Annotated in this window: 18 protein-coding genes; 7 read left to right on the forward strand and 11 right to left on the reverse strand. The window is 72.7% G+C overall.

All coding sequences use genetic code 11. The features are described 5' to 3' along the window. Window positions 1-3 precede the first annotated feature (3 nt). The 8 genes from ftsW to rsmH all read right to left on the reverse strand — a co-directional run bounded on the left by ftsW (window position 4) and on the right by rsmH (window position 10,926). On the reverse strand, window positions 4-1,353 hold the full coding sequence (gene ftsW, locus ACFYMU_RS13155) for a putative lipid II flippase FtsW (protein ID WP_388372114.1): 1,350 nt from the start codon (window positions 1,351-1,353) through the stop codon (window positions 4-6). A 135-nt stretch (window positions 1,354-1,488) separates the two neighbouring features. After that, complete coding sequence (gene murD / locus ACFYMU_RS13160) at window positions 1,489-2,913, reverse strand: UDP-N-acetylmuramoyl-L-alanine--D-glutamate ligase (protein ID WP_388372115.1); 1,425 nt, start codon at window positions 2,911-2,913, stop codon at window positions 1,489-1,491. Further along, the gene (gene mraY / locus ACFYMU_RS13165) at window positions 2,895-3,968 is read right to left on the reverse strand and encodes a phospho-N-acetylmuramoyl-pentapeptide-transferase (protein ID WP_388372117.1); all 1,074 of its coding nucleotides are present in this window, start codon (window positions 3,966-3,968) and stop codon (window positions 2,895-2,897) included. The genes murD and mraY overlap by 19 nt, the downstream gene beginning before the upstream one ends. Then, window positions 3,965-5,395, reverse strand: coding sequence for a UDP-N-acetylmuramoyl-tripeptide--D-alanyl-D-alanine ligase (murF, locus tag ACFYMU_RS13170; protein ID WP_388372119.1), 1,431 nt, complete (start codon window positions 5,393-5,395; stop codon window positions 3,965-3,967). The genes mraY and murF overlap by 4 nt, the downstream gene beginning before the upstream one ends. Window positions 5,396-5,399: 4 nt before the next feature. After that, a complete protein-coding gene (locus ACFYMU_RS13175) occupies window positions 5,400-7,106 on the reverse strand; it encodes a UDP-N-acetylmuramoyl-L-alanyl-D-glutamate--2,6-diaminopimelate ligase (RefSeq protein ID WP_388372121.1) in 1,707 nt (568 codons plus the stop codon). 36 nt (window positions 7,107-7,142) lie between these two features. Beyond that, complete coding sequence (locus ACFYMU_RS13180) at window positions 7,143-9,095, reverse strand: peptidoglycan D,D-transpeptidase FtsI family protein (RefSeq protein ID WP_388372122.1); 1,953 nt, start codon at window positions 9,093-9,095, stop codon at window positions 7,143-7,145. Between the two features lie 5 nt (window positions 9,096-9,100). Then, complete coding sequence (locus tag ACFYMU_RS13185; RefSeq protein ID WP_388372124.1) at window positions 9,101-9,772, reverse strand: septum formation initiator family protein; 672 nt, start codon at window positions 9,770-9,772, stop codon at window positions 9,101-9,103. A gap of 158 nt (window positions 9,773-9,930) precedes the next feature. After that, window positions 9,931-10,926, reverse strand: a complete 996-nt coding sequence (gene rsmH, locus ACFYMU_RS13190) for a 16S rRNA (cytosine(1402)-N(4))-methyltransferase RsmH (RefSeq protein ID WP_388372125.1) — start codon at window positions 10,924-10,926, stop codon at window positions 9,931-9,933. Window positions 10,927-11,371: 445 nt separating this feature from the next. On the opposite strand from rsmH, the gene ACFYMU_RS13195 reads away from it, so the two are divergent. From ACFYMU_RS13195 to ACFYMU_RS13210, 4 genes are all read left to right on the forward strand, one after another. After that, complete coding sequence (locus ACFYMU_RS13195; protein WP_388372126.1) at window positions 11,372-11,917, forward strand: beta-class carbonic anhydrase; 546 nt, start codon at window positions 11,372-11,374, stop codon at window positions 11,915-11,917. Between the two features lie 271 nt (window positions 11,918-12,188). Continuing rightward, window positions 12,189-13,217, forward strand: a complete 1,029-nt coding sequence (locus tag ACFYMU_RS13200; protein ID WP_388372127.1) for an AAA family ATPase — start codon at window positions 12,189-12,191, stop codon at window positions 13,215-13,217. Beyond that, entirely contained in the window at window positions 13,217-14,575 is a 1,359-nt protein-coding gene (locus ACFYMU_RS13205; protein ID WP_388372128.1) for a DUF58 domain-containing protein, read from the forward strand. The genes ACFYMU_RS13200 and ACFYMU_RS13205 overlap by 1 nt, the downstream gene beginning before the upstream one ends. Then, the gene (locus tag ACFYMU_RS13210) at window positions 14,572-17,073 is read left to right on the forward strand and encodes a DUF3488 and DUF4129 domain-containing transglutaminase family protein (protein WP_388372129.1); all 2,502 of its coding nucleotides are present in this window, start codon (window positions 14,572-14,574) and stop codon (window positions 17,071-17,073) included. Before ACFYMU_RS13205 ends, ACFYMU_RS13210 begins: the two co-directional genes overlap by 4 nt. 246 nt (window positions 17,074-17,319) lie before the next feature. Here the strand turns inward: ACFYMU_RS13210 and ACFYMU_RS13215 are convergent, their stop codons facing one another. From ACFYMU_RS13215 to ACFYMU_RS13225, 3 genes are all read right to left on the reverse strand, one after another. Beyond that, window positions 17,320-17,703, reverse strand: coding sequence for a DUF3040 domain-containing protein (locus ACFYMU_RS13215; RefSeq protein ID WP_388372130.1), 384 nt, complete (start codon window positions 17,701-17,703; stop codon window positions 17,320-17,322). A gap of 275 nt (window positions 17,704-17,978) precedes the next feature. Continuing rightward, window positions 17,979-18,803, reverse strand: a complete 825-nt coding sequence (locus ACFYMU_RS13220) for a methyltransferase (protein ID WP_388372132.1) — start codon at window positions 18,801-18,803, stop codon at window positions 17,979-17,981. A 244-nt stretch (window positions 18,804-19,047) separates the two neighbouring features. Continuing rightward, window positions 19,048-19,632 (reverse strand): SAV_6107 family HEPN domain-containing protein, encoded by a 585-nt coding sequence (locus ACFYMU_RS13225; RefSeq protein ID WP_388372134.1) that lies wholly within the window; start codon window positions 19,630-19,632, stop codon window positions 19,048-19,050. A 247-nt stretch (window positions 19,633-19,879) separates the two neighbouring features. On the opposite strand from ACFYMU_RS13225, the gene ACFYMU_RS13230 reads away from it, so the two are divergent. The 3 genes from ACFYMU_RS13230 to ACFYMU_RS13240 are packed head-to-tail and all read left to right on the forward strand — an operon-like array spanning window position 19,880 to window position 23,485. After that, window positions 19,880-20,740 carry an ATP-binding cassette domain-containing protein gene (locus ACFYMU_RS13230; RefSeq protein ID WP_388372136.1) on the forward strand — a complete coding sequence of 287 codons (861 nt, stop codon included), beginning with the start codon at window positions 19,880-19,882 and terminating at the stop codon, window positions 20,738-20,740. After that, a complete protein-coding gene (locus ACFYMU_RS13235; protein ID WP_388372138.1) occupies window positions 20,712-22,796 on the forward strand; it encodes a YhgE/Pip family protein in 2,085 nt (694 codons plus the stop codon). Before ACFYMU_RS13230 ends, ACFYMU_RS13235 begins: the two co-directional genes overlap by 29 nt. A 56-nt stretch (window positions 22,797-22,852) precedes the next feature. Continuing rightward, window positions 22,853-23,485, forward strand: a complete 633-nt coding sequence (locus ACFYMU_RS13240; protein ID WP_388372140.1) for a TetR/AcrR family transcriptional regulator — start codon at window positions 22,853-22,855, stop codon at window positions 23,483-23,485. Window positions 23,486-23,494 lie beyond the last annotated feature (9 nt).

Consider the following 23,494-nt stretch of genomic DNA (forward strand, 5'->3'; position numbering starts at 1 on the left):
AATTCACCGCTCTCCGGACGAACGCGCCGCCGAGGCACGCCGTCGCATCGTGTTCCATCTCCGAGGTCCCGGAGGGCCTCCCGCCCGCTTTCTACCAAAGCGAGGTTGCCGCATCGCAAGCGCCGCCCGCGCAGCGGGCTCGTCGCGCGCGAAGGCGATCAGCAGCCCGATGGCGAACATGGTCGGCAGCAGGGCGGATCCCCCGTAGGAGAACAGCGGGAGGGGGACGCCGGCGATCGGCAGCAGGCCGAGCACCGCACCGATGTTGATCATCGCCTGAGCGGTGATCCAGGTCGTCACGCCTCCCGCGGCGTACCTCACGAAGGGGTCCTCCGTGCGTCCGGCCACGCGGATACCCGCATAGCCTAGAGCCGCGAAGAGGGCGAGCACCGACAGAGTGCCCGCGAGACCCAGTTCCTCACCGGTGACGGCGAAGATGAAGTCGGTGTGCGCTTCGGGGAGTTGCCCCCATTTCTCCACGCTCGCGCCGAGGCCCGAACCGAACAGTCCGCCGGACGCCAGTGCGTAGATGCCGTGCACGGCCTGCCAGCACTGGTCGTTCGGACCCGGATCGGCCGCGCCGATGCAGGCGAGGCGGGCCATGCGGTTCGGGCTGGTCTTGATCAGGACGACGCCGATGGTCGCGGCGAAGGCCAGCACCCCGACGAACATCCTGGTCGGGGCCCCGGCCAGCCACAGCAGCCCGAACAGGATCGCGGTCAGGATGATCGCCGTGCCCATGTCGCCGCCCAGCATGATCAGCCCGAGCAGCAGGAACGCCACCGGAACGAGCGGCACCAGCATGTGCTTCCACTGCGTGAGCAGCCGCTTCTCCTGCTTGCGCGCGATCAGGTCGGCGCCCCACAGCACGAGCGCGAGCTTGCCGAACTCGCTGGGCTGGATCTGGAAGGAGCCGCCCAGGGCGATCCAGTTCTGGTTGCCGTTGACCGCCATCCCTATCCCCGGCACCTGCACCAGGACCATCAGGAAGACGGCGCCCGCCAGGATCGGGTACGCCAGCGCCCGGTGCAGCTTCACGGGCATCCGCGAGGCCACGAGCAGCAGCAGGGTCCCGATCGAGGCCGCGAGGAACTGCTTGCGGAAGAAGAACGACCCGGGCAGCGACATCTGCAGCGCGGTGATCTGGGAGGCCGAGTAGACCATCACCAGACCGAGCACGGTGATCAGCAGACTGCCGCCGAGGACCAGGTAGTACGCGGTGAGGGGCCGGTCCCACGCCCGGCGGGTGCGCGTGAGCAGCCGTGCGACGGGGTTGTCGCGCGGGGAGCGGAACACGGCGGGCCGCTTCGGGGCCCGCTGGACGGGAGGACGGCCTGTACGGCTACCGGGCACGACGCTCACCCCGCCACGAAGCGCCGGCGCGGCGCCGTGCCACCGGCGGAAAGCCGCCGACGAGACACCGACCACATCCCTGTCACGCGTCCCTCCCAGGGGTCCGGGCGCGCCCGGACTGACCGAGACCCGCCGTCAGGCGTCCGCGCCGAGTTCGCGAACCGCTTCCGCGAAGGCGTCGCCGCGCTTGTTGTAGTTCGCGAACATGTCCATGGAGGCACAGGCCGGCGCCAGCAGCACCGTGTCGCCCGCGCGAGCGAGCCTCCGCGCCTCCCGCACAGCCGCGGGCATCGCCCCAGTGTCGGTCCGTTCCAGGTCGACGACGGGCACTTCCGGCGCGTGTCGCGCAAGGGCTTCACGGATCAGCGCCCGATCCGCCCCGATGAGCACCACGCCCCGCAGCCGCGGTGCCGACCTGGCGACCAGTTCGTCGAAGGTCGCGCCCTTGGCGAGACCGCCCGCGATCCACACGATCGACTCGTACGCCGCCAACGACGCTTCCGCGGCGTGGGTGTTGGTGGCCTTGGAGTCGTCGATGTACGCGACCCCGTCCACGTCCGCCACGTGCGCGATGCGATGGGCGTCCGGTGTGAAGGCCCGCAGCCCGTCCCGCACGGCCCTGGGGGGTACCCCGAAGGCGCGCGCGAGGGCCGCCGCGGCAAGGGCGTTGGCGATGTTGTGCGGAGCCGGCGGGGTGACGTCGGACACCTCCGCCAGTTCCTGGGCACTGTGCTGCCGGTTCTCGACGAAGGCGCGGTCGACCAGGATGCCGTCCACCACACCGAGTTGGGAGGGCCCGGGGGCGCCCAGCGTGAACCCGACGGCCCGGCAGCCCTCCTCCACGTCCGCCTCGCGCACCAGGTCCTCGGTGGCCTTGTCGGCGACGTTGTAGACGCAGGCGACCCGATTGCCCTCGTAGACACGGCCCTTGTCGGCGGCGTACGCCTCCATGGAGCCGTGCCAGTCGAGGTGGTCGGGTGCCAGGTTGAGCACGGCGGCCGAGTGGGCGCGCACCGACGGCGCCCAGTGGAGCTGATAGCTCGACAACTCGACCGCCAGGACGTCGTACCGCTCCTCGCCGAGGACGGCGTCCAGCAGCGAGACCCCGATGTTCCCGACGGCGGCCGTGCGCAGGCCCGCCGCCCTCAGGATGGAGGCGAGCATCTGCACGGTCGTGGTCTTGCCGTTGGTGCCGGTCACGGCGAGCCAGTCGGCCGCGTCGGGGCCCCGCAGGTGCCAGGCCAGCTCGACGTCGCCCCAGACCGGGACGCCCGCCTCGGCCGCGGCGGCGAACAGCGGCTTGTCGGGCCGCCAGCCGGGCGCGGTGACGATCAGCTCGGTGCCCTCCGGCAGGGAAGCCCCGTCGCCGAGCCGGACCGTGACGCCGAGCGCCTCCAGCTCCGCGGCCTGCTCCCGGGCGCGCTCGTCGTCGCCGTCGTTGACGACCGTCACGACGGCGCCGAGGCCGTGCAGCACCTTGGCCGCCGGGACGCCCGAGACGCCGAGGCCGGCGACGGTGACGTGCTTGCCCTGCCAGTCGGTCACTTTTCCGCTGCCCATCCGGCGTAGAAGATGCCCAGTCCCACGATGACGCAGATTCCCTGGATGATCCAGAAACGGACCACGACGAGGACCTCTGACCAGCCCTTGAGTTCGAAGTGGTGCTGGAGCGGCGCCATCCGGAAGACGCGCTTGCCGGTGAGGCGGAAGGAGCCCACCTGGATCACGACGGACAGGGTGATCAGGACGAAGAGACCGCCGAGCAGCGCGAGCAGCATCTCCGTGCGGGAGCAGATCGCGAGGCCGGCGAGCGCGCCGCCCAGGGCCAGCGAACCGGTGTCACCCATGAAGATCTTGGCGGGCGAGGTGTTCCACCACAGGAAGCCGATGCAGGCGCCCATCAGCGCGGAGGAGACGACGGCCAGGTCGAGCGGGTCGCGCACCTCGTAGCAGGCGGCCGGGTTGGTCAGGGTCTGCGCGTTGGCGCAGGACTCCTGGAACTGCCAGACGCCGATGAACGTGTAGGCGGCGAAGACCAGCACGGAGGCGCCGGTGGCGAGGCCGTCGAGACCGTCGGTGAGGTTCACGCCGTTCGACATCGCCAGGATCATGAACAGCGCCCAGATCACGAACAGCACCGGGCCGATGGTCCAGCCGAAGTCCTGCACGAAGGAGAGCTTGGTGGAGGCCGGGGTGTTGCCCCGGGCGTCGGCGAACTGCAGCGCCAGCACGGCGAAGGCGATGCCGACGATCAGCTGGCCGGCCATCTTCGCCTTGGCCCGCAGGCCGAGCGAGCGGCGCTTGACGATCTTGATGTAGTCGTCCAGGAAGCCGACCAGGCCCATGCCGCCCATCAGGCCGAGCACCAGCAGCCCGGAGAAGGTCGGCGGCTTGCCCGTGATCACCTTGGACAGGAAGTAGGCGGCGATCGTCGCCAGGATGAAGGCGATGCCACCCATGGTCGGCGTACCGCGCTTGCTGTGGTGCTCGCGCGGGCCGTCGTCGCGGATGTACTGCCCGTAGCCCTTGCGGGCCAGCAGCTTGATCAGCAGCGGGGTGCCGATCAGGGTCAGGAAGAGGCCGATGACTCCTGCGAACAGGATCTGCTTCATCATCGGGCAGCCACCTCACCCTCGGCCCCGGCCTCGAGCAGCGCCTGGGCCACGCTCTCGAGCCCGACCGACCGGGACGCCTTCACGAGTACGACGTCTCCCGGGCGCAATTCGCTGCGCAACAGGTCGACCGCCGACTGTGCGTCGGACACGTGCACCGACTCCTCACCCCACGAACCCTCGTTATATGCGCCCAGTTGCAGCCAGGACGCTTCCCTGCCCCCGACCGCGACGAGCTTGCTGACGTTGAGCCGGACGGCGAGCCGTCCGACGGCGTCGTGCTCGGCGAGCGCCTCGTCCCCGAGCTCGGCCATCTTGCCGAGCACCGCCCACGTACGCCCCCCTTGTGCCCGTGCGGCCTTGCCCATCGCCGCGAGCGCGCGCAGTGCGGCCCTCATGGACTCGGGGTTCGCGTTGTAGGCGTCGTTGACGACGGTCACGCCGTCCGGGCGCTCGGTGACCTCCATCCGCCAGTGGGAGAGGGAGCCCGCCTCGGAGAGCGCAACGGCGATCTCGTCTGCGGACATGCCCAGCTCATGGGCGACGGCGGCCGCGGCGAGCGCGTTCGACACGTGGTGCTCACCGTACAGGCGCATGGTCACATCGCTGCACCCGGAGGGTGTGTGAAGGATGAAAGAGGGCTGTCCGCTGTCCGTGAGTCTCACGTTCTCGGCGCGTACGTCCGCTTCGCCGGACTCTCCGAAAAGGAGGACCTTCGCCTGTGTACGGGAGGCCATGGCGCGTACGAGCGGATCGTCGGCGTTGAGGACCGCGACGCCGCCGGCGTCCGCGGGCGGCAGGCTCTCGACGAGTTCGCCCTTCGCCTGTGCGATCTGCTCGCGGCTGCCGAACTCGCCGATGTGGGCGGTGCCGACGTTGAGCACGAGACCGATCCTCGGCGGGGTCAGGCCAGCGAGGTAGCGGATGTGGCCGATGCCGCGAGCGCCCATCTCCAGGACGAGGAACCTCGTGTCCTCGGTGGCGCTGAGCGCGGTGAGCGGCAGCCCGATCTCGTTGTTGAGCGAGCCGGGCGTCCACACGGTCGGCGCCCTGCGCTGGAGCACCTGCGCGATGAGGTCCTTGGTGCTGGTCTTGCCCGCGGAGCCGGTGAGGGCGACGAGGGTGGCTCCCAGCCTCCCGACGACGTGCCGGGCGAGGGCGCCGAGGGCCGCCTGGACGTCGTCCACGACGATCGCGGGCACGCCGACGGGGCGGGACGCCAGTACGGCGGCGGCACCCGCCTCCACGACCGCTGGTGCGAAGTCGTGTCCGTCCACGCGCTCGCCGACGAAGGCGACGAAGAGGCTGCCGGGCTCCACTTCGCGGGAGTCCCGGACGACCGGTCCGGTCACTTGGACGGACGGGTCCGGTATGTCGTGCGTCTGCCCGCCGACGACTGTGGCGATCTCGGCGAGAGAGAGGGCGATCACAAGTTCATCCCTGGGTCTTCTGGATAGCTTCGCGGAGCACCTGGCGGTCGTCGAAGGGACGGACCACTCCGGCGATGTCCTGGCCCTGCTCGTGGCCCTTGCCCGCGACCAGGACGGTGTCCCCGGGCCGCGCACGGGCGACGGCCGCGGCGACGGCGGCGGCCCGGTCCTCGAAGACCTGCACCTCGCCGCGTTCGTGCGCGGGCACGGAGGCCGCGCCTTCGAGCATGGTCGCGAGGATCGCGAGGGGATCCTCGGAGCGGGGGTTGTCGGAGGTCAGTACGGCCGTGTCGGCGAGCCGGGCCGCGGCGGCGCCCATCGGCGCGCGCTTGGTCCGGTCGCGGTCGCCGCCGCAGCCGAGCACCACGTGCAGCCTGCCCTCGGTGACCTTGCGCAGGGCACGCAGCACCGACTCGACCGCGTCGGTCTTGTGCGCGTAGTCGACGACCGCGAGGTACGGCTGCCCGGCGTCCACGCGCTCCAGGCGTCCCGGTACGCCCGGCACGGCGGCGACGCCGTCGGCGGCGGTCTGCGGGTCGAGACCGGCGGCGGCCAGGGCGACGATCGCGGCGAGGGTGTTGGCGACGTTGAAGGGGCCGGGCAGCGGCGACCTGGCGGTGATGCGCTCCCCCTCGGGGCCGGTCACGGTGAACGTCGCGTCCACCGGGCCGACGCGGACGTCCTCGGCGCGCCAGTCGGCGTCGGGGCTGCCCTCGGCGGAGAAGGTGACGACGGGCACGCCGGCCTCCTTCACGAGCCTGCGGCCGTATTCGTCGTCGAGGTTGACGACACCGGCCCGGCTGCGTTTCTCCGTGAACAGCTGCGCCTTGGCCCGGTAGTAGTCCTCCATGTCGGAGTGGAACTCCATGTGCTCCGGGCTCAGGTTGGTGAAGACCGCGACGTCGAAGACGCAGCCGTCGACCCGGCCCAGGACCAGGGCGTGGCTGGAGACCTCCATGGCGACCGCGTCGACCCCGCGCTCGCGCATGACGGCGAACAGGGCCTGCAGATCGGTGGCTTCGGGGGTGGTGCGCTCGGACTTGACGCGCTCGTCACCGATCCGCGTCTCGACGGTGCCGACGAGCCCGGTGCTGTGGGAGGTCCGCAGGCCCCCCTCGACGAGGTACGCGGTCGTGGTCTTGCCGGAGGTGCCGGTGATGCCGATCTGGAGCAGGTCGCGCCCGGGGTGGCCGTAGACCCCGGCGGCCAGCTCGCCCATCCGCCCGCGCGGGTCGTCCACCACGAGGACCGGGAGCCCGGTCGCGGCGGCGCGTTCGGCGCCCGTGGGGTCGGTCAGCACGGCGACGGCGCCGAGGCCGGCCGCCTGGGCCGCGAAGTCGGCGCCGTGCAGCCGGGCGCCGGGCAGGGCGGCGTACAGGTCACCGGGGCGGACGGCCCGCGAGTCGTGGGTGATGCCCGTGACCTCGGCCGCGCTCTCCGGCGGGGTGACACCCAGCTGGACGGCGAGCTCCGCAAGGGGTACGGCGGAGACGTGGACCGGTCGCGGCGGTCCCGGACTGGTCACGGGAGCGCCCTTGGGGGTGCTGGGGGACTGATCGGCGTGTGACACGGCGGTGAGCGTACCGGGCCGACCCCCGCCCGGGCTAAAAGGGAGCCCTGGGGCGGGGTCCGCCGGGGACGCGGGTGGGCGAGGGGCGGGCGAGGGCGAGGGCGGGTTCTGGTCCCCGGGATCGGGGCTGATCGTTGTCACGAGCTGGTTCCTCGTCGGTCTTTCCCGTAGTGCTGATCATGGCGTGAACGTGACGGGGAGGTTCGCCGCCCCGGCACCGGTGGGCGGCACCTGGAGGGTCTTCAGGGCGAACTCCATGACCTGCTTGAAGATCGGACCGCAGATCTGGCCGCCGAAGTAGTTGCCCTTGGTGGCGTTCTGGATCGCGCAGTAGACGGTGACCCGGGGCTTGTCCGCGGGCGCGAATCCGGCGAAGGAGGACGTGTAGCCGCGATACCTGCCGGTGGCCGGATCCACGCGGTTGGCCGTACCCGTCTTCCCCGCGACCCGGTAGCCGGGGATGCGCGCCTTGGCGCCCGTCCCCTGCTCGTCGTCCACGACGGACTCCAGCATCCGGGCGAGGGTCTTCGCCGTCTTCTCGCTGACGACCCGGGTCTCCTCGGGCTTCGGGGCGGGTGTGAAGCGCCCGTCCGCGCCCTTGGTGCCGCGCACGAGCGTGGGCTCGACGCGGACACCCCCGTTGGCGACGGTCGAGTAGACCGACGCCGCCTGCACCGCGTTGATCGACACGCCCTGGCCGAAAGGAATCGTGTACTGCTGCGACGTCGACCAGGTGCCGGGGGGCGCGAGGATGCCCCTCGTCTCGCCGGGGAACCCGAGCCCGGTCGGCCGGCCGATGCCGAACTTGCGCAGGTAGGAGTAGAGGACCCGGTTGGCCTCCGCCTGGGTCTTGCCCAGCTGGCCGGCCGCCAGGATGGTGCCGATGTTGCTGGACTTGGCGAGGACGCCGTTGAGCGTCAGGTACCAGGTCTCGTGGTCGATGTCGTCCTGGAAGATCCGGTCGCCGCGGTGCAGCCGGTTGGGCACGGTGACGTGCGTCATCGGCGTGGCGACGTTCTCCTGGAGCACCGCCGCCATCGACATGACCTTGGCGGTGGAGCCGGGCTCGTACGCGTCCTGGAGGGCCGCGTTGCCCAGGGCCGCCGGATCGGCCTTCGTCAGGTCGTTGGGGTCGAAGCCGGGCGAGTTCGCCATGGCCAGGATCTGGCCGGTCCGCGTGTCCTGCACGACCACGTAGCCGCGGTCGGCCTTCGACTTCTTCACCTGCTCGGTGATCGCGTTCTGGGCGGCCCACTGGATGTCGCGGTCGATGGTCAGCTCGACGTCGGATCCGGCCACGGCGGGCGTCTCGGCGGAGCCCGCGGTCGGCACCAGACGGCCCCCGGACTGGGCGTAGCGGATCCTGCCGTCCTGACCGGCCAGCTCCTTGTTCAGCTGCTGCTCGACACCGCCGCCGCCCCTGCCCTCGGCGTTGACCCAGCCCAGTATCCCGGCGGCGAGGCCGCCGTTGGGGTAGACGCGCTTGCTCGTGGGCTCGGCGAGGACGCCCGCGAGGACGCTGACCCCGTCCTTCTCGCTCTCGGCCTTGGCCGCGAGCGTGTTCTTCAGGTCCTTGATCTGCTTCCAGACCTGGGGGGTCCGGCGGCGCGCCAGCAGGACGTAGCGGGTGTGCGGGGTCCTGAGCTTCTTGGCGATCGCGGCGGTGTCCCGGCCGAGGATCGGGGCGAGGAGCTCGGCCGCCTGCTCGGGGGCGTCCGACGTCTTGGTGATCTCCTGGGTGAAGAGCGTGGGGTCGGCCGTGATGTCGTACGCGTCCACGCTGGTCGCCAGCTCGTTGCCGTTGCGGTCCGTGATCTCGCCCCGTACGGCGGCCAGGGTGCGGCCGACATACCGGTTCTGGTCGGCCTTGGCGGCGTATGCGCTCGCGTCCACGGCCTGCACCTGCAGCAGCCGCGCGACGAAGGCGAGCATGACCAGGGTCAGGGCGAGGCCGACCATGCGCAGCCGGGGACGCGGGCTGCCGAGCCGGATGGTCCGGGGCGCGGGCCCGCGCCCCGGGGCCGGGCGGCGGGCGGGGCGGGTGCCCGGGGCCGGGCGGCGCCGGGCGTCGGGGCGTGCGGGCCGGGCGGGGCCGGGCACGCGGCGGCGCGGCGGTTCCCTGTCGGACACTTCCGTCACCTGCCGGGGGTCGTGGAAGGGGCTGCGGGCGGGGTGGCGGGCTCCGTCGTGGGGCGGGCCGCCGAGAGGGCGTCCGGCGACAGTGACGGCGGCGACATGGCGGACAGCGGGGCCGTCGCACCCCCGGACGGTGGCGGGGAGGCCGTCGCACCCCCGGACGGGAGCGGGGAGGCCGTCGCACCCCCGGACGGTGGCGGGGAGGCCGTCGCACCCCCGGACGGTGGCGGGGAGGCCGTCGCACTCGCGTCGGGGCCTGATGCCTCGGGCGGGCCCTCGGTCCCGGTGCTCGCCGCGGCCTGCGGGGCGGCGGCTTCGGGGACGCCCCTGACGGTGCCGTCGGGGTTGAGGAAGGCGGGGTCGCCGCCGGGGACCATGCCGAGTTCGCGGGCGCGGCGCTGCAGGGCGTCGGGGGCCGAGTAGGCGTCCACGTCCCGCTGGAGCGCCTGCTCCTCGTCGGTGAGGTTCTTGGTCTCCCGGTGCAGGTCGTCGAGTTTGAACGCGCCCTCGCTGAGCGCGGAGTTCAGCACGAGGAGCCCGATGAGCCCGCCGCCGAGCAGCAGCACGACGAGCAGCACGAAGGGGGTACGGGCGGCGGCGCGGGCGCCGCGCACGGGGATCAGCCGCGCCAGCCGGGCGGCCCGCCCCCTGAGTTCGGGTCTTCTGCTCACACGCCCTCCCGTCGCGCGTACGTCCCGGGTCCGCAGTTCACTCGACCACCCCTTCCGCCCGGCTCACCCGGCGCGCTCCCGTCCGGCCCACTCGACGTCCTCCCGTCCCGCTCACAGGTGTCCTGGCGGCCGGCTCACCCGGCGTCCTGGCGGCCGGCTCACCCGATGTCCTCGCGGATGCGCTCGGCGCCGCGCAGGCGTGCCGGGGCCGCGCGTCGGTTCTCGGCCACCTCGTCCTCGGTGGGAAGTTCGGCACCGCGGGTGAGGAGCTTGAGCCGGGGCTGGTGGTGCTCGGGCACGACCGGCAGCCCGGGCGGCGCGGTGCTCGCGGCGCCGGCCGCGAGCACCTGCTTGACGAGACGGTCCTCGAGCGAGTGATAGGAGAGGACGGCGATCCGGCCACCGACGGCGAGCGCCTTCACGGCCGCGGGGATCGCCCTCTCCAGGACGGAGAGTTCGCCGTTGACCTCGATGCGGAGCGCCTGGAAGGTGCGCTTGGCGGGGTTGCCGCCGGTCCGCTTGGCCGCCTGCGGCAGCGCGTCACGGATCAGCTCCACGAGCCGCGCGCTGTTCGTGAACGGCTCCTTCTGGCGCTCGCGCACGATCGCGGACACGATCCGCTTGGCCTGCTTCTCCTCGCCGTAGGCCCGCAGGATCCGCACGAGTTCGCCCGGAGGGTAGGTGTTGAGGACCTCGGCGGCACCGATGCCCGTCGTCTGGTCCATGCGCATGTCGAGCGGGGCGTCCTGCGCGTACGCGAAACCGCGCTCCGCCTCGTCGAGTTGCATCGAGGAGACGCCCAGGTCGAACAGCACGCCCTGGACGCGCGGAACACCGAGCCGTTCGAGCACTTCGGGGAGTTCGTCGTAGACCGCGTGCACCAGCGTGGCGCGCTCCCCGAAGGGGGCCAGCCGCTGCCCGGACAGACGCAGCGCCTCCTTGTCACGGTCGAGCCCCACGAGCCGGACCTCGGGAAACCGGCTCAGCAGCGCCTCGCTGTGCCCGCCGAGCCCGAGGGTGCAGTCGACGACGACGGCCCCCGGCGCGGTGAGGGCCGGAGCCAGCATGTCCAGGCACTGCCGGAGCATGACGGGCACATGGCGGCCGGCCGGTCGCCCGCCGCCGTTGTCGGGAAGCGCTTCGCGCCCTGTCACTTCGGGGCCTCTCGGATCCGGCGCGGCCGGTGCGCACCGCCGGGTCCCCGCCCTCTCCCGGGCTGACGCCGGGGTCCCCCCGGTGAAGAGGTCGCCCGCCGGCGCCGGAAGCGCCGGCCGACCGGGAGCGGGAGGAGGCCGAGCCGTACGTACGCGCCGCGCACGTGGGGAGAAACCGGCGTACTGCCGGGGTCTCCGGGTGAACAGTCCGCAGGGAGAGCGTCTCGCCTCCCGCTTCGCGTCACTTTAGTCCACCGAGTCTTGCGGTCAATCAACCGGCCTGCGCGTCGCGCACCGGCTCGTCGCCGCGGCCCGCTGTGCGCCGATTCACCCGTCCAGCGGCGTTTCACTGTCCGTGTGGGTTGCGTCACAACAAGCCCCGACGACGTTCTTTGTCCCCTCTCACAGCAGGCTCGGACCGTCTGTGACCAGTACCGTCATGGGTATGACCACTACTGCATCCGTTCCCCCCAGCCCCGAAGGCGCCATACTCGGCGGCACCGTCACGGACCGTCTCGTAGAGGCCAACGGGCGCTATGCCGCCGCATTCAGCGACCCCGGGATGGACGCCCGTCCCATCCTCCACGTCGCGGTCGTGGCCTGCATGGACGCCCGGCTCGACCTGCACGCCGCGCTCGGCCTCGAGCTCGGCGACTGTCACACCATCCGCAACGCGGGCGGCGTCGTCACCGACGACGTGATCCGCTCCCTCACCATCAGCCAGCGGGCGCTCGGCACCCGCAGCATCGTGCTCATCCACCACACGGGCTGCGGCCTGGAGTCCCTCACCGAGGACTTCCGGCACGAGCTGGAGATGGAGGTCGGCCAGCGGCCCGCCTGGGCGGTCGAGGCGTTCCGCGACGTCGACCAGGACGTGCGGCAGTCGATGCAGCGCGTGCGCACCTCCCCGTTCCTCGTGCACACGGACGACGTGCGCGGCTTCGTCTTCGACGTGAAGACGGGGCTGCTGCGCGAGATCGACCCCGCCTGACGACGCGGTTCCCACCCCGCCCGTCACCCCGAACCTGCCCCACCGAACAGGTATTCGGGCAAAAATCCCGGCCCCACTGCGCCGAAAAGGCCGTAAGGCCGACATCTCGCAGCCAGTTATCCACAGGCGAGTGACACGAACCGGTAACGGCCACAAGAATGCGGGTGTGGCGTCACGCAGAGCATTTCCCGCGTGGCGTCCGTAATCCGGGGTGGGCCGGTCCGCATCGCAGAGCGTCGGCCCGGAGAAAGAACGGGCCGAGGAGGGCCGGGTGACGACCTATGACGATCGAGCGAGCCTTACAGATCTGACCGCCACTGTGGAGCGTGTCCGCAGTTCGGTGGAAGGAGTGATCGAGGGCAAGCCAGAGGTCGTACGGCTCTCGCTGACCGTGCTGCTCGCCGAGGGACATCTTCTGATCGAGGATGTCCCCGGCGTCGGCAAGACCATGCTCGCCAAAGCGCTGGCACGCTCCATCGACTGTTCGGTGCGACGCATCCAGTTCACCCCCGACCTGCTGCCCTCGGACATCACGGGCGTGTCCATCTGGGACCAGCAGCGCCGGGACTTCGAGTTCAAGCCGGGCGCGATCTTCGCCCAGATCGTGATCGGCGACGAGATCAACCGCGCCTCGCCCAAGACGCAGTCCGCGCTGCTGGAGTCGATGGAGGAGCGCCAGGTCACCATCGACGGCCAGACGTACACCCTGCCCAGCCCCTTCATGGTGGTCGCCACCCAGAACCCGGTCGAGATGGAGGGCACCTACCCGCTGCCCGAGGCCCAGCGCGACCGCTTCATGGCCCGTGTCTCCATCGGCTACCCCAGTCCGGAGGCCGAGCTGCAGATGCTCGACGTCCACGGCGGAGTGAACCCCCTGGACGATCTCCAGCCGGTCGCGCACGCGCACGAGATCGTGAAGCTGGTCGAGGCCGTCCGGGGCGTCCACGTCGCGGATGCCGTGCGGCGCTACGCGGTGGACCTGGTCACGGCCACGCGGACGCATCCCGACCTCAGACTCGGCGCCTCGCCGCGCGCCACGCTGCACCTGCTGCGCGCGGCGAAGGCCGCCGCCGCCCTCGGCGGCCGGGAGTACGCGCTGCCCGACGACGTGCAGTCCCTCGCCGTGGCGGTCCTGGCGCACCGTCTGCTGCCCACCGCTCAGGCCCAGCTCAACCGGCGGACCGCGGAGCAGGTCGTCGAGGAGATCCTGCAGCGCACCCCGGTGCCCGCAGCACCCCAGCAGCAGTCCGGCCTGGCCATGGGCCGGGGCTACGACCAGCAGCCTCCCCGGAGGCTGTGATGGCCTCCGGGGGGACGGCGCGCCCCGCGGAGCGCGCCGGGGGCGGACTGCGCACCGTGTTCGCCGGACTGACCACGCGCGGGCGCTCCTTCCTGGCCGCCGGCATCGCCGCCGCCGTCTGCGCCTACGTCCTCGGCCAGAGCGATCTGCTCCGGGTCGGGCTCCTGCTGGCGGTGCTGCCGCTGGTGTGCGCGACCGTGCTGTACCGCACGCGCTACCGGGTCGCGGGCAGCCGGCGCCTCTCCCCCGCCCGCGTTCCCGCGGGTTCGGAGGCCCGGGTGCATCTGCGCGTGGACAACGTCTCGCGGCTGCCCACCGGACTGCTGATGCTCCAGGACCGGGTGCCCTACGTCCTGGGGCCGCGCCCCCGGTTCGTCCTGGACCGGGTGGAGGCGGGCGGCCGCCGCGAGGTGTCGTACCGGGTGCGCTCCGACCTGCGCGGCCGCTATCCGCTCGGCCCGCTCCAGCTGCGCCTCGCCGACCCCTTCGGAATGTGCGAACTGACCCGCTCCTTCTCGACGTACGACACGCTGACGGTCGTCCCGCGCGTGGAGCCGCTGCCGCCTACCCGGCTCACGGGCGAGGCGAAGGGGTACGGGGACGGGCGGCAGCGCTCGCTGGCGCTGGCCGGCGAGGACGACGTGATCCCGCGCGGCTACCGGCACGGCGACGACCTGCGCCGGGTGCACTGGCGCTCCACCGCGCGCTACGGCGAGCTGATGGTGCGCCGGGAGGAACAGCCGCAGCGGGCCCGGTGCACGGTGCTGCTCGACACCCGCGGCATCGCCTTCCACGGCGCGGGACCCGACTCGGCCTTCGAATGGGCGGTCGCGGGCGCGGCGTCCGCGCTGGTGAACCTGCTGGAACGAGGCTTCTCCGTGCGGCTGTTGACCGACACGGGCAACTCGGTGCCCGGTGAGGGCGCGGACGGGTTCGCGGGCGCGAGCCAGGGGTCCGCGGACGCGGCCGGGCTGATGATGGACACGCTCGCCGTGATCGACCACTCGGACGGCACGGGTCTGTCACGCGCGTACGACGTGCTGCGTGGCGGGAACGAGGGCCTGCTGGTGGCCTTCTTCGGCGACCTCGACGAGGAGCAGGCGGCCGTGGCCGCCAAGATGAGCAGGCGCAGCGGCGGCGCGCTCGCCTTCCTGCTGGACAGCGACTCCTGGGGACGCGAACCGGCCGATGTGCCCGGCCCCGTGGACCGGAGCGAGGAGCGGCTGCGGATGCTGCGCGACGCGGGCTGGACCGCACTGACGGCGCCCCGGGGCGTCTCGCTGGCGGAGCTGTGGCGCGAGGCGGACCGACAGCGCACGGGCGTCGGTGCCGTCGGCGGCCCGGAGGGACGGTCATGAGCGGACGAGCCCGCCTGGCGCTGTGCGCCGCGGCGGCGACGCTGATGACGTCGTGCGCCCTGCTGCCGCTGGTGACGCTGGCGACCTGGTTCTTCCAGGCGGCCTTCCTGGTGGCGGTGCAGACGGGGGTGGGCGCGCTGACCCGGCGGGTGCCGCTGGCCCGTCCGCTGACCGTCGCCTGCCAGGTGGTGGCCGACCTGATGCTGCTCACGCTGACCTTCGCCCGCGACCGGGCCATCGCCGGGTTCCTCCCCGGCCCGGACGCCTTCCACCACTTCGGGCAGCTGCTGCGGTCGGGCGCTGAGGACGTCGGGCGGTATGCGATCCCGGCGCCGCTGACCCCCGGGATCCGGCTGCTGATCGTCGGCGGGGTCCTGGTGATCGGGCTCCTGGTGGACACGCTGGCGGTGACGTTCCGCGCGGCGGCCCCGGCCGGGCTGCCGCTGCTGGCGCTGTACGCGGTGGCCGCGGGCCTGTCCGACGGCGGCACCGACTGGCTGTGGTTCCTCGTCGCCGCGGGCGGCTATCTGCTGCTGCTGCTGGCCGAGGGCCGCGACCGGCTCTCCCAGTGGGGCCGGGTCTTCAGCGGCGGGCCCCGGACTCCCGGCACGGACTCAGGCGTCGTCGCCCCCGTCCGCACCGGGCGCCGCATCGGCGCGGTGGCGCTGGGGATCGCCCTGGTGGTGCCGCTCGCCCTGCCCTCGCTCGACGGCGGGCTGCTGGACGGTGCCCGCACGGGCGTGGGGGCGGGCATCGGCGACGGCGGCACCATCTCCGCGGTCAACCCCCTGGTGTCGCTGCGCGACAGCCTGAACGTGGACCAGGACCGCCAGGTCATGGCCTACCGCACCGACACTCGGGACACGCAGGACATGTATCTGCGGATCGTCGCCCTGGACGATTTCGACGGCACGAGCTGGAAGCCGGCCCAGCGGCGCATCACCGCCGTCCCCGACCGGCTTCCCACGCCGGCCGGTCTCGCGGGCGACGTGCGGCGGACCGAGATCGAGACCAGGATCTCGGCGGCCGACTGGTACGCACAGGACTGGCTGCCCATGCCCTACCCCGCGACGGGGGTGAAGGTCGGCGGCAACTGGCGGTACGAACCGGTCGGCCGCACGCTCGTCGGGGACCACGGGCAGAACACGCGGGGCGTGCAGTACGAGGTCAAGAGCCTGATCGTGCAGCCGACCGCGGCGCAGCTGGCCACGGCGCCGGCACCGCCGGCACCGCTGCAGCGCGAGTTCACCAAGGTGCCCTCGTCGCTGCCGTCGGCGGTGGCCCGGACGGCACGCCGGGTGACCGCCGGGTCGTCGAACCACTACGAGGAAGCGGTCAAGCTCCAGGAGTACTTCGCGGTGGACGGCGGGTTCACCTACGACACCCAGGTGCAGGTCGGCACCGGACCGGGTGCGATCGCCCGGTTCCTCAAGGAGAAGCAGGGCTTCTGCGTGCACTTCTCCTTCGCGATGGCCGCGATGGCGCGCACGCTGGGCATACCGGCACGGGTGGCGGTGGGCTTCACCCCTGGCTCCGTGCAGACGGACGGTTCGATGTCGGTGGGGCTGCGGGACGCCCACGCATGGCCGGAGCTGTACTTCGAGGGCGTGGGCTGGACCCGCTTCGAGCCGACTCCGAACCGGGGCTCGCCACCCTCGTACACCCAGGCGGACACGCCGAGCGGCACCGACCCGGTCGCGCCGCGGCCGTCGCTGTCGTCGTCCACGGCACCGTCCGCCGCGCCGTCGGCGAGCGAGAGCTGCACGCCCGCGATGCGCAAGCTCGAGGCCTGCCCGAGCCGGTCCGCGCAGGCCGTGGCGGTCTCCGGGGACGGCGGACCGCCCTGGTACCAGATCCTGGCGTGGACGCTGCTCGGGCTGGTCCTGCTCGCGGTGCCGCTGGCGCCGATGCTGTGGCGGCTCAGGAGCCGGTCGCTGCGGCTGGCCTCCGCGCAGCACGCGCCGTCCGCTCCCTCGCCGGCTCGCGCACGCCGCGGGGAACGCGGGGCCGGCGAGTCGTACACGTCCGAGATCGGGATGACCGTCCTGCCGGGCGAGGCCGCTCCGGACCCGGTCGCCGAGGCCGTCGTGGGACACGCCCTGGCCGTGTGGCGCGAACTCATCGACACGGCGTGGGACTACGGCATGGCGCCGGACGACGCACTGACCCCGCGGAAGGCCGCCGAGCGGATCGTGCGGCTCGGCCGGCTGGACACGGCGACGGCCGAGGCCGTGCACCGGGTGGCCGGCGCGGTGGAGCAGGCGCTCTTCGCCCCGCAGCCGCGCTTTGCACCCGGGCTGGTCGAGGATGTGCGCAGGCTGCGGGCGGCCCTGCGGTCCTCGGCCGGGCGGCGGACGCGGCTGCGTGCGGTCCTGGCGCCGCGCTCGGCCGTGCGCGCGGTGTGGGCCCTCAGCGACCGCTGGGGGAAGCTCGGGGCCCGCTGGTCGGCGCGCTGGGTCGCCCTGACACGGCGCCCGTCCGGACAGCGCAGCGGGTGACGCGCGGCGCCGCCCGCTCCGGTCCCCGGGGAGCGGGCGGGCGCCGCCGCGTCCCTCCGGTACCGGGACCGCCTCGGACCTCGGCACGCCGCCGCGGGCCGGGCATCCGTGACGGACCGGCCGGGCGGCCGAGCCGGGCGGGCGGCGGGGCGGGAGGCTCCGTGCGCCGTCCGGGGACGGCAACAGGGGGCGACCACCTCGTCGGTGGCCGCCCCCTGTCGGTTGTCCTCGAGTGCCGTGGGAGGGTTACTGACCCTGCTCGTCCCGGCGCCGCTGCCAGCGCTGCTCGATCCGGTCCATCATGGAGCGTCGCTGCCGCGCCTGCCTGCGGGCGCCCGGCGCCCCCTGCTCGCCCGGCTTGGGAGCCCGTCGCCACCCGGTCACGGCGAGCACGGCGCAGCCCAGCATGACGAGGAATCCCACCACGCTGATCCAGATCTGCTGTGCGACCATTCCGGCCATGAGGAGCGCGATACCCACCAGGAAGCCTGCGACCGCCTGGTAGACCCGTCGCCGGGTGTACGTACGCAGCCCGCTTCCCTCAAGCGCTGTCGCGAACTTGGGATCTTCGGCGTACAGCGCTCGCTCCATCTGCTCGAGCATTCGCTGCTCGTGCTCCGAGAGCGGCACGGAGTCCTCCTCATCGTGCAGTCGCCGGGGCGACCGGGGGTCCCCTTCAGGATAGGCAGGGAATCGCCCCCTTGAAACCCGCCCCTCTACGCCAATTGGCCAACCGGAACCCGCCATGGGTGTCCCGGCTGCTGAGGCTTCCATTCCCCAGCGGCCGAGCCGTCATGCCGGGCGGTCTCCTTCGATCATACGGCGCGGATCGCCCGATCGGGTGGCCTGTGGCTTACTCCATCCGCCGCCGAGCCCCTGATCAGGGGCTCGTCAGGGGAAGCGGCTCAGGCCCCGGCGGCCCCCTGGGTCTCGGCGAGGACGTGCAGCTGCGTGGCCACGGAGTGGAACGCGGGAAGCTCGGCGGCCGCGGCCTCCAGCTCGAGCAGCGCCTCCAGGGCGCCCGGCTCGGTGTCCACCAGCACCCCCGGCACGAGGTCCGCGAAGACCCGGACACCGTGCACGGCGCCGACGCGCAGGCCCGCGTCCTCGACGAGCCCGGTGAGCTGCTCGGCGGTGAACCGGTGCGGCACCGGGTCGCCCACGCCCCAGCGGCCGTTCGGATCCTCCAGCGCCTGCTTGGCCTCCTTGAAGTGCCCGGCGAGGGCCCGCGCGAGCACGGCACCGCCGAGGCCGGCGGCGAGCAGGCTGAGGACGCCGTCGGGGCGCAGCGCGGCGACCACGTTGCGGACGCCCTCGGCGGGGTCGTCCACGTACTCCAGGACGCCATGGCACAGCACCGCGTCGTAGCCGCCGCGCTCGACCACGTCGAAGAGGCCGTGGGCGTCGCCCTGGACGCCCAGCACCCGGTCCGCGACACCGGCCTCGGCGGCCCGGCGTTCCAGCGCGAACAGTGCGTTGGGACTGGGGTCCACGACGGTGACGCGATGGCCGAGGCGGGCGACGGGCACGGCGAACTTGCCGCTGCCTCCGCCGGTGTCGAGGACGTCCAGCACGTCCCGTCCCGTGGCCTTGGCGCGGCGGTCGAGGGCGTCCTTGAGAACCTCCCAGACCACGGCGGTACGGAGGGACGCGCGGGGGGAGGGGTCCGCGCGTAGCGACGTCGTTCGAGCGTGGTGGTGGGAGACGGGCGGGCGCATCGGGTCCGACACGGCAGTTGACTCCTCGGCGCGGCACCGCCTGGTGTACGGCGGAGCGATCGGGCTGCCTTCCGCCCCCGGTACCAGGGCGAAGGCTTCATGCGCCTCCACCCTATTGCCTCCGGAGCCCCGAGCCCCATTGCCTCCGGAGCCCCGGGCGGCGGCCTGTCCGCCCGCCGGACACCGCACCGCCCCCGGCGGCGGTGGGCCGGCGTGCGAGCGGCCCGCTCGGACGCCCCTCCGCCCTTGCCCATGCTCATCCGGCGTCCGGCATCCGCCGATCCGGCATCCGCCGATCCGGGAGCTGCCGATCCGGGAGCTGCCGGTCCCGCTCCGGCCTCGGCTGCGGCAGCACCGGCTGGAGCACCAGCATCCGCTCGACCAGGCGCAGGAACATCGCCACGTCGCGTATCAGGTCGTCCGCCTCCCGGGCACCGGCCGCGCCCTTGATGCCGGCCTCGGCACGGGCGCGACGCGGGGCTCCGGCGGCGAACAGCGCGCACCACTCGGTCAGTTCGGGCGCGATCTCGGGGAGCACCTCCCAGGCGCTTCTGATCCTGGCGCGGCGCCGCGCCGTCGGCTCCGGGCGTCCCCGCGCGGCGAGCACGGCGGCGGCGATGCGCAGGGCGGCCAGATGGGCCGTCGCATAGCGCTCGTTGGGCGTCTCGAGAACGGCCGCCTCCTCGAGTCCGGCACGGGCCTGGGCGAGCAGGTCCAGTGCGGCGGGCGGCGCCGTGGCCCGGCGCAGCACGGGGTGCACATCGCTCGCCGGGCCGGTCAGTGAGGGGGCAGGGCCGGTGCCGCGCCGCCGGTGTGCGGCGGCTGCGTGGTGGCTGGCCATGACGAACCTCCTGTCGTCTGCGTGACGGCCCTGTGGCCGTATGTGCCCATCGTGAGGTATGCCACTGACAATCCGTTCTGACCTGGGCCGATGCCTCTCCTTGGCGGGTGGGCGGGTGCAGCGCGGCCGCCTTTCCTGCGGGCGACCGACATGCGCTTTTGCTTCGCTTCCAGGTTCACGGTAGCTTTTGAACTGACTGGTCAGTTCAAAACGGGGGCGTCGGCGCCTCATGGGATCCAGGAGGGACATGGACGTGCCAGGGGCAGCGGACGGGACAGCCGTCAGCGCCGCGGACCTCGGCCTGAAGGGACCGCGCGGCTGGGCGTTCCGGGGCGTCGGCCTCGACGCGGAACCCGGCTCGCTCATCGCCGTCGAGGGGCCCTCGGGCTCGGGCCGGACCTGTCTGCTGCTCACGCTCACCGGCCGGATGAAGCCGACCGAGGGGCGGGCCACGGTGGGCGGGCACCGGCTGCCCAGGGAGATGGCCGCGGTGCGCCGGACCAGCGCGCTCGCGCACGTGCCCGGAGTCACCGACCTCGACCCGGCGCTGACCGTCGGGGAGCATCTGCGGGAACGGGCGCTGCTGCACAGCCGGTTCGGCGCGCCCCTGCGCGCGCTGCTGCGGCCGGGTGCCGAGAAGTCGGCCGAGGCGGGAGAGCGGATCGAGGCCGCCCTCGCCGCCGCCGGGCTCGACTGCGACGCGCTGCCCAAGGGCTCCAGGACCGCCGTACGCGACCTGGAGCGCCTGGAGGCCCTGCGGCTGTCCGTGGCACTGGCCCTGATCGTCCGTCCGCGCCTGCTGGCCGTGGACGACACGGACCTCAAGCTCTCCGCAGCCGAATGGGCCGCGGTCTGGGGCCTGTTGAAGTCGATCGCCGAGTCGGGCACCACGGTCCTCGCGGTGTGCGCCGAGGCCCCCGAGGGCGCCGTCGTGGTCTCGACGGCCCGCGGCGGCGACCGGCCGGACGGCGGCGGCGAAGGCCCGCGGGACGCCGTGCCCGGCGAGCAGGGCGTTCAGCCGGAAGGCACCCCCGACGAGCCGTCCGAGGACGGCGCAGACGACGAGAAGGAGACGGCGGATGCGCTCGCCGAGACTGGCCGCGCTTGAGCTCAGGCGGTTCGGCAGGGGACGGCTGCCGCGCGCCGCGCTGGCCGCGCTCCTGCTGCTGCCGCTGCTGTACGGAGCCCTGTACCTGTGGTCGTTCTGGGACCCCTACGGGCGGCTCGACCGCATCCCCGTGGCGCTCGTCAACGACGACAAGGGAGCCACGGCGGCCGGCCGGCACGTCACCGCGGGCGACGACCTCGTCGAGGGCCTGCTGAAGAGCGACACCTTCGAGTGGCACCGGGTGAGCGCCGCCGAGGCCCGCAAGGGCGTCGAGGACGGCACCTACTACCTGTCGCTGACCATGCCCTCCGACTTCAGTGCGCGGATCGCCTCCAGTTCCGGGAGCTCCCCCGAGACGGGCGCCCTCCAGGTGCGCACGAACGACGCGAACAACTACATCGTCGGGCAGATCTCCAGGACGGTGTTCAACGAGGTGCGCACGGCGGCCTCCACCAAGGCGTCGCGGTCGTTCCTCGACAGGATCTTCATCTCGTTCTCGGACATCCACGGGGCGACCGTGAAGGCCGCCGAGGGTGCCGACCGGCTCAACGGCGGGATCGGCAAGGCGGAGAAGGGGTCCAAGGACCTCGCCGACGGGCTCAAGCAGGCCAAGAAGGGCAGCGGACGGCTCTCGAGCGGCGTGAAGAAGCTCGACAAGGGTGCGGGCGACCTCCAGGACGGTACGCAGCAGGTCGCCGACGGCACCCAGGCGCTTGCCGACCGGGTCGACGGCGCGGCCGACCAGGTGCGGCCCTTCCTGAAGAAGAACGGCAGGCAGATCGCCGACACCGCGACCCTGGTGGCCGATTCGGCCGGCGTGATCGGCGACCGTCTCGACACGTTCGTCGCCACCGCGCCGCTCGCGGAGAGCGGCACCCGCACCGCGTCCGAGGCGCTGGACGCCGTCTACGCGAAGCGCTGCGCGAAAGCACTCCTGCCCGACCCCGCGTGCGGCGACCTCAAGAAGGCGAAGGACGCCGCGGCGGACGCGGCGCGGCTCGCCAAGGACGTGAACACCGTGGTGCAGGACTACGACGGCGACACCAAGGCGCTGAAGAAGGACCTCAAGACCCTCCAGCGGCAGGCCCGGGCGCTCGCCAAGGCGGCGCCGCACCTCTCGGAGGACCTCGACGACGCGGTCGCCAAGGTGGACGCGCTCAACAAGGGCGCCGCCCAGGTCGCCAAGGGCGCCAAGAGACTGCACACCGGTCTCGGCACCGCCACGACGGGCGCGGCGGACCTCGACTCGGGCGTCGGCGAGCTGAAGACGGGCGCGATCGACCTCAACGGCGGCATGTACAAGCTCGTGGACGGCTCCGGGAAGCTCGCCGGCGGACTGCACGACGGTGCGGGCAGGATCCCCGACTACGACGAGGCGGACCGCGACCGGCGCACCCAGGTCATGTCCGACCCGGTGCAGCTGGCCTCCAGGGACCTGCACAAGGCGCCCAACTACGGCACCGGCTTCGCCCCGTACTTCATCCCGTTGTCCCTGTGGGTGGGCTCCATGGTGGCGTACATGCTGATCCCGCCGCTGAACCGGCGCGCGCTCGCGGCGGGCGCCTCGGCCTGGCGGATCTCGCTGGCGGGCTGGCTGCCGGTGGCCGCCGTGGGTGTGCTGCAGACGGCCGCCCTCATGGCGGTGCTGCACTGGGCGATCGGACTGGAGATGGTGCACACGGCCGGCACGATCGGCTTCCTGTTCCTGGTGACGGCGTGCTTCGCGGCGCTCGTCCAGTGGCTGAACGCGCGCTTCGGAGCGGCGGGCCGCATCCTCGTCCTGGCCCTCCTGATGCTTCAGCTGACGTCCGCCGGCGGCACGTACCCCGTGCAGACCAGTCCCGGCTTCTTCAACGCGATCCACCCGTTCCTGCCGATGAGTTACGTCGTCGAGGCCCTCAGGAGGCTCGTCACGGGCGGCGGTCTCGGACCCGTGTGGCAGGCCTGCGCGGTGCTGGCGGCGTTCACCGCGGGCGCCCTGGTGCTCACCGCCCTGGCGGCGCGCCGCATGCAGGTGTGGACGCTCGACCGGCTGCACCCGGAGCTGAGCCTGTGACGCCGGGAACCGAGTCCATGCCCTCTCACAGGGCCGTTCCTGTGAGAATCAGGACCATGGAACGCAGCAGCGCCGCCGCGGGAGGCGGCTCGAGCCGCCGCGAGGCGACCCGGCAGAAGCTCTACGAGGCAGCCGTCACCCTGATCGCGGAGCAGGGGTTCTCCGCCACCACCGTCGACGAGATCGCCGAGCGGGCCGGGGTCGCGAAGGGCACGGTCTACTACAACTTCGCGAGCAAGTCCGTCCTCTTCGAGGAACTGCTGCGGCACGGGGTGGGACTCCTCACCGCCTCCCTCCGGGAGGCGCGCGAGAAGACCGGTCTCGCCGGCGGCACCAGGGTGGACGCACTGGACGCGATGATCCGCTCGGGACTCGGCTTCATCGCCCGCTACCCGGCCTTCACCCAACTGTTCGTGGCGGAGCTGTGGCGCACCAACCGGGCCTGGCAGTCCACGCTCATGGTGGTCAGGCAGCAGGTCGTCGCGGTCATCGAGGACGTACTGCGCGAGGGCGTGGCCAACGGCGAGTTCAGCGAGGAGATCGATGTGCCGCTGACGGCGGCCGCGCTGGTCGGCATGGTCCTGGTGGCGGCTCTCGACTGGCAGTCGTTCCAGCCGGAGCGGTCCTTGGACGACGTCCACGCGTCGCTGTCACGGCTGCTCCAGGGACGCGTGAGCGGCAGCCGCTAGTGCTGTGAC

This window comes from Streptomyces sp. NPDC007264, assembly GCF_042869095.1.
Classification (GTDB): Bacteria; Actinomycetota; Actinomycetes; order Streptomycetales; family Streptomycetaceae; genus Streptomyces.